6 protein-coding genes are annotated in these 6301 nt (G+C 63.1%); 5 read left to right on the top strand and 1 reads right to left on the bottom strand.

What is annotated here, in order from left to right; genetic code table 11:
- Positions 1-1365 (bottom strand): ergothioneine biosynthesis protein EgtB, encoded by a 1365-nt coding sequence (egtB, locus tag VFO93_RS16055; RefSeq protein WP_325135384.1) that lies wholly within the window; start codon positions 1363-1365, stop codon positions 1-3.
- A gap of 327 nt (positions 1366-1692) precedes the next feature.
- On the opposite strand from egtB, the gene VFO93_RS16050 reads away from it, so the two are divergent.
- The 5 genes from VFO93_RS16050 (at position 1693) to VFO93_RS16030 (ending at position 6278) form a co-directional block, all read left to right on the top strand.
- Entirely contained in the window at positions 1693-1953 is a 261-nt protein-coding gene (locus VFO93_RS16050) for a general stress protein (RefSeq protein ID WP_325135383.1), read from the top strand.
- Between the two features lie 111 nt (positions 1954-2064).
- A complete protein-coding gene (locus tag VFO93_RS16045; protein ID WP_325135382.1) occupies positions 2065-3132 on the top strand; it encodes an o-succinylbenzoate synthase in 1068 nt (355 codons plus the stop codon).
- A gap of 118 nt (positions 3133-3250) precedes the next feature.
- Entirely contained in the window at positions 3251-4561 is a 1311-nt protein-coding gene (locus VFO93_RS16040) for an aspartyl protease family protein (RefSeq protein WP_325135381.1), read from the top strand.
- Positions 4562-4664: 103 nt separating this feature from the next.
- Positions 4665-5831 (top strand): hypothetical protein, encoded by a 1167-nt coding sequence (locus VFO93_RS16035; protein WP_325135380.1) that lies wholly within the window; start codon positions 4665-4667, stop codon positions 5829-5831.
- 54 nt (positions 5832-5885) lie between these two features.
- Positions 5886-6278: a hypothetical protein gene (locus tag VFO93_RS16030; protein ID WP_325135379.1), complete on the top strand. Its 393-nt coding sequence runs from the start codon at positions 5886-5888 to the stop codon at positions 6276-6278.
- The last annotated feature ends 23 nt before the right edge of the window (positions 6279-6301 follow it).

The following is a 6301-nucleotide window of genomic DNA, read 5'->3' as shown; positions in this document are numbered from 1 at the left end:
TTACTTAGCTAGCCGCAGGCCCGTGAACTGCCAGCGCTTGTCGGCGTGGAAAAAATTGCGGTAGGTGAGGCGGATGTGGCTTTCGGGTGTAGCGCACGAGCCGCCGCGCAGCACCAACTGGTTGAGCATAAATTTGCCGTTGTACTCGCCGAGCGCGCCAGCGGCGCGCTGGTAGCCGGGGTAGGGGTGGTAGGCCGAGTAGGTCCACTCCCAGCAGTCGCCGAGCAGCTGGTGGCACTGCGTGGGGTCGGCATCGGCAGGTAGCGGTTGCGGGTCGAAGTGCCCGGTTTCAAGCCAGTTGCCGCCCTGCGGCCGGGCGTCGAAGTGGCGGGCGGCTGCTTCCCACTCGGCCTCGGTGGGTAGGCGGGCACCGGCCCACTGCGCGTAGGCATCGGCCTCGTAGAAGCTGATGTGCGACACTGGCGCGGTCAGGTTCAGCGGTTCCAGGCCGGTCGGGCCGTAGCGCAGCCACTGGCCCTCGGCGGTTTTCGACCAGTAGAGCGGGGCCGCCCAGCCCTCCCGATTCACCAAGTCCCAGCCCTCGCCCAGCCAGAACTGGAATTGCCGGTAGCCTCCAGCCTCGATGAACTCCAGAAACTCGCCATTCGTCACCAGCCGGTTTTGCAGCACAAATGGCGCGACCAGTACCTCGTGCACCGGCAGCTCATTATCAAACGAAAAACCCGCCGCCTGGTGCCCCACGGCGTAGATGCCGCCCGGCACCGGCAGCCAGGTAGCCGGCGGCAGTTTTGAGTTTTGGGTTTTGAGTTTTGAGTTGGTAGTGTCCATCGCAGCAGCTGACTCAAAACTCAAAACTCCTGACTCAGAACTCTCCAGGTAGCCCGGCGCTAAGGGATTGGTGCTGAGGATATACTTGATGTCCGTAGCCAATAGCTCCTGGTGCTGCTGCTCGTGGTGCAAGCCCAGCTCCAGCAGCTCGGTGGCGGCGGGGGGCAGGTCGGCCAGGTTGGCGAGCAGGGCGGCCATGTGCTCATCTACGTAAGTGCGGTAGCGGTACACGTCGGCCAGGGGCGGGCGCGAGAGCGTGCCCCGGTCGGCCCGATTGACTCTGGAACCTAAAGAGTTGTAATAGGAGTTAAACAGAAACGCATACTCGGGGTGAAAGACCTCGTAGCCCGGCAGGTAGCTTTTCAGCAGGAAGGTTTCCCAAAACCAGGTGGTGTGCGCCAGGTGCCACTTGGGCGGGCTCACGTCGAGGGCGGGCTGCACCACGGTGTCTTCGGGCAGCAGGGGCTGCACCAGCGCCACCGACTGCGCACGCACAACCTGGTAGCGTGCCTGCGGCGTAGACGTTGCAGGAAAAATAGCCGGCGCGCTAGTGGCGGGTAAAGAGGTAGGCATCATGTGCTAAAAAAAATAAATTAATATTAAAGGCCTGGTAATGCTGCGACTATTTTAGGACAGTAGCAGGAGGCGCGACAAAACTAAAATCACAAAACGTAGCAGTTAGAAATAAGCTGGCTAGTAAGATACTAAGAACGCCTTTGGTGACCCATTCGGGCCACCTCGGAATCAGGCAAAACTCTACGGTTAGTACGTAGATATTCCTAAGTAATATGTGGTATTTCTAAAAGTATAAGTAGTATTTATTTGTTACTTTGCTGCGCGGTTGTTTAGCTTCATTTATTCTTTCGGCAAAACAAGCTTTTCCTCTTATTTTCCTACCTCCCTATGGCAACCACTCCTACCTCGGCTTCATCGGCCGATTCTAAACGCCCCCTACGCCCCGCCAACCGCATTGGCGAGAAAAGCCGCCGCGGCTTCGCCGCCATGTCGCCCGAGCAGCAAAAGCGCATCGCCAGCGAAGGCGGCCGCGCCTCGCACCAGAGCGGCCGCGGCCACCGCTTCTCGCCCGAAGAGGCCCGCGAAGCCGGCCGCAAAGGTGGCCAGATTAGCCGCCGGGGCAAAAAGAAAACCGACCCCAGCGCGTAAGCGCAGCATTGCGTAATTATTTTACCGAATAGAATAGGGCGACCGGGCGGCATAGCTGTCCGGTCGCTTTTTGCTGCCGCCAAACGCCGGTTTGGCTGGCATCTTTGCGGCATGTTGACGTTATCTTACCAGCGGCGGGCGCTGCAATTCAATTTTCCGGCCCGCACCTCGCGCGGCGCGCTTACCGAGCACGTGGCCTACTACCTGGCGCTGCGCGACCTGCGTAGCTCGGGCCGGGTAGGGTGGGGCGAGGCCGCCCCGCTGGCCGGCCTCAGCCCCGACTACGGCCCCGATTTTGAGGCGCGGGTGCAGCAGCTGTGCGCCCGCGTAAACCAGCAGCGCTACACTTTCCTGGAAGACCTGGACCCACTGGCGCTAACCGGGGCCGACGAGCCGGCCCTGCGCTTTGCCCTCGAAACGGCGGCGCTCGACCTGGCGCGCGGTGGCCGGCACCAGCTGTACGCCAATGCGTTCAGCGAAGGCCGGGCCGGCATTCCCATCAATGGCCTGGTGTGGATGGGCGACGCTGCTTTTATGCGCGCGCAAATCAGGCAGAAGCTGGCGGCGGGCTACTCGTGTTTGAAAGTGAAAATCGGCAGCCTCGACTTCGCCACCGAGCTGGCCTTGCTAGCCGAAATCAGGGCCGAGGCCAGCGCCGCCGAGCTGACGTTGCGCGTCGATGCCAACGGCGCGTTCAGCCCCGCCGAGGTGCTGGGCAAGCTAGAGCAGCTGGCGCGCTTCGACGTGCATTCCATCGAGCAGCCCATCGCGGCCGGGCAGTGGGCGGCGCTGGCCGAGGTGTGCCGGCAGTCGCCTATCGCGGTGGCACTTGATGAGGAGCTCATCGGCCTCACCGACCCCGCCCGGCAGGCGGCGCTGCTGGCCGAGGTGCAGCCGCCCTATATTGTGCTGAAGCCCACGCTGCTGGGCGGCCACGCCGCCACCCGCCACTGGATAAGCCTGGCCGAAACGCACAACCTGGGCTGGTGGATAACCTCGGCCCTGGAGTCGAACGTGGGCCTCAACGCCGTGGCCCAGCTCACGGGCGAGTACGAGGTGGCGGGCTTTGCCCAGGGCCTGGGCACGGGCCAGCTCTACCACAACAACGTGGCTGCCCCGCTGCGCATCGCGCACGGCGCGCTGCACTACGACCCGGCCGGGCCGTGGGAGCAGTTGTAGGCAATCGCTTTATGGGTAAGTGGTTAGCATAATAAAATGCTTGAAATGAAGCCCGGGTGAGCCACTAATTCGCCGGGCTTTGTAGCTTTAAGCGGCGCTGTTGCAACCGCCGCCCGCGATGAGATTTCTGGCACTTCTGGTAGTAAGACTGGCGGCCCTGCGCGGGGTAGCGCTGGCCCTGGCCCTGGCGCTGCTGGGGCCGGGCCTGGAGGCCCACGCGCAGCCCGGCCCGGTTTTTCAGCTGGCGCGGCCCAGGGCGCGGCAGGCCGCGCTGAAATTTGACATGCAGCGCAACCTGATAATCGTGGCGGCGCAGCTGAATGGCTTGGGTTCCTACCATTTTCTGCTCGATACGGGCGTAGCCAATAGCCTCATTACCAATCCAAATCTGGCCGACTCGCTGCACCTGACGCTGGGCGAGGAGCTGCGTGTGGTGGGCGCGGGCGGCGAAGACACGCCCCTGCGCGCCTACCGCACCAACGCCCTGCGCGTGGAGCTGCCGGGCGTGGTGGCCCCGAGCATGAGCTGGCTGATACTGTCGGAAGACGCCCTGAACCTCTCGGGCTACGCGGGCACCCGCATCGATGGCATTCTGGGCAGCGAGTTTTTCAAGTCGTTTGCCGTGGCCATCTGGCCGCTGCGGGGGCAGCTGGTGTGCCACGCGCCCGCCCGCTACCAGCCCCCGCGCCGCTGGGAAAGCCTGCCGCTGACGCTGGCGCAGGGCAAAGCCTACGTAGAAGCTGGCGTGGCGCAGCTGCCGGCCACGGCCCCCACGGCCCCCGCCGAGCTTTCGCTGCCGCTGCAACTGCTGCTCGACACCGGCGCTGGCCACGCCCTCAGCCTCGAAACCACCGCCGACCGCCGCATGCACCTGCCCGCCGCCCACCTGCGCGCCGACCTGGGCCGGGGCCTCAGTGGCGTCATTACGGGCTATCTGGGGCGGGTAGGGGCGGTGCAGCTCGGGCGCTACCAACTGCCGCAGGTGCTCACGTCGTTTCCCGACTCGGGGCAGGTGCACCTGCGCCTGCGCCGGCAGGAGGCCCAGCGCCAGGGCAACCTAGGCTACGAGGCGCTCAAGCGCTTCAACCTTGTTATCGATTACCCGCACCAGCGCTTGCTGCTGCGCCCCAATGCCCACTACCAGCGGCCCTTCGAGCACGACATGAGCGGGCTCGACCTGCTGGCCGCCGGCCCCGGCCTGCGCCGCTGCCTGATAGTGGGCGTGGTGCCGGGCTCGCCGGCGGCGGCGGCGGGTATCGAGCCCGACGAAGAATTGCTGGCTATCAATGCCTTGCCGGCGGCTTTGCTCTCGCTGTCCGAGATAGCGCGGCTGCTGCGGGCGCAGGACGGCCAGCGCCTGCACCTGGTGCTGCGCCGCCCCGATGGCGAGCTGCGCACCGCCACGCTGGTGCTACGCCGCCAGATTTAGCCCTGCCCGCCGCGCCGCAATGGGTAGGCTAGCCGTAGCTTTGGGTTGCGAATCGTCGCCTGGACGGGTCGCTTCGTACTAGCTTATTGCTCAGCTTTATTACTTGGAAACGCTCCCGCCCGCGCTGCGCCCTTACCAGCACATCTACCGCGATTACTTCGACGAGGAGTTTACCAGGTCTATCGACGAGAACATTTTGCAATTGCTTGACCGAGTGTGGTTTCGGTCGCGGCTGGTGGGCTTTGCACCCTTCCCCCAGCGCAACAACCCGGAGCGGCCGCTGATTTTCGCCTCCAACCACTCGGGCATGGCTTTCCCGTGGGATGCCATCGTGGTGCTGGCGCACTTGTTCCGGGCGCTGCCCGAGCACTACCACACTATGCCGCGGCCCATGTCGGCGCCCATGCTCTCCAAAACGGCTCTTATGAACCCGTACTTGGTGCAGCATTTCTGGAAAAAATGCGGCTGCGTGGAGGCTACCACGCCCAATTTTGAGACCATGATGCACAACCCCACGCACAACCTCATGGTGTATCCCGAGGGCGTGCCGGGCATCGGCAAGGGCTTCAACCGCAAGTACCAGCTCCAGCGCCTGGCTACCAGTATGCTGCGCATGAGCTTGCAGCACGATACCGACATTATGCCGTTCTATACCGTTAATGCCGAGTATCTTAACCCATATGCCTACAGCTTCGAGCCGATAAACCGGCTGACCAAGAAAATCGGGATTCCCTTCCTGCCGCTCACCGTGCTGCTGCTGCTGGTGCTGGTGCAGCCCTGGGCGTTTTACCTGGCGCTGCCCGGCCAGCTCACCTACGTGATGGGCACCCGCATTCGCCCCAGCGAGCTCACCAGCAAAAAGCACGACGAGCTAACCCGCGACGAGTACCTGGCTTTGAGCGAGCAGGTGCGCCAGCTGATGCAAACCGAGCTCGATGCTGCCGTGCAGGCCCATGGCCAGCGGCCCTACCGCTGGCGCGAGCTGTGGCAGCGCATCAAGGAAAACCGGCGCTTTTTTCCATTTTTTCTGCCCTTTGCCTGGCCGGCCGCCTTCACCGAGTTTGAGCGGCGCTACGTGAAGAATGGCGAGCGCGGCTTTTCATTAAATCTGGACAAGCCGGGCGCGTTTTGGAAGCTGCTGTGGCGCAACCCGCTGGTGCTGGCGTACTTTGTGCCGTTGCTGGGCTGGATACCGCTGGCCATCAAGGGTTACCGGGGCCACCGCTTGGGCAAGCGCGGGCAGCAGCCGGCATACTCGCCGCCGGCTTAGTAGCTTAGCCGCCAGTAGCTTTTCACGTTTCTTTCAACCTCAACAGACGCTCTCATGGACGATATGCTCAAAAAAGTCATCAACACCGGCGTGGGCCTGCTGGCCCTGGGCAACAAGCGTGTGCAAACTGCCCTAGACAAGCTGGTGCAGGAAAGCAAGCTCTCGGAGCAGGAAGGCCAGAAAATAATGGACGACCTGCGCCAAACCGGCGAAGCCAAGCGCAAGCAATTCGAAAAGCAGGTGCAAGACCTGGCCGGCAACCTCCGCAGCCGCGTAACCAAGCGCGGCGAAGCCGCCGCCACCGAGCCTGAGGCCGAAGCGCCCAAGACTAAAGCCAAAGCAGCGCCCAAAAAGCCCGCCGCCACTAAAGCCGCTGGCACTGCAAAAAAAGCGGCTCCTAAAGCAGCCGTTGCCAAGAAAGCCGCTGATGAAACTACGGAACAGTAAGCAATTAGCGATGTGTAGAGACG

It is taken from the genome of Hymenobacter sp., assembly GCF_035709525.1.
Taxonomy (GTDB): Bacteria; Bacteroidota; Bacteroidia; order Cytophagales; family Hymenobacteraceae; genus Hymenobacter.
The sequence above is the reverse complement of the archived record's forward strand: the minus strand, read 5'-3'. Positions and strand labels throughout refer to the sequence as shown.

Excerpts from the sequence above, each read along its gene's own strand:
- VFO93_RS16045 (WP_325135382.1), top strand. The coding sequence starts at position 2,065 with ATGTTGACGTTATCTTACCAGCGGCGGGCGCTGCAATTCAATTTTCCG.
- VFO93_RS16030 (WP_325135379.1), top strand. The coding sequence starts at position 5,886 with ATGGACGATATGCTCAAAAAAGTCATCAACACCGGCGTGGGCCTGCTG.
- egtB (WP_325135384.1), bottom strand. The coding sequence starts at position 1,365 with ATGATGCCTACCTCTTTACCCGCCACTAGCGCGCCGGCTATTTTTCCT.
- VFO93_RS16050 (WP_325135383.1), top strand. The coding sequence starts at position 1,693 with ATGGCAACCACTCCTACCTCGGCTTCATCGGCCGATTCTAAACGCCCC.
- VFO93_RS16040 (WP_325135381.1), top strand. The coding sequence starts at position 3,251 with ATGAGATTTCTGGCACTTCTGGTAGTAAGACTGGCGGCCCTGCGCGGG.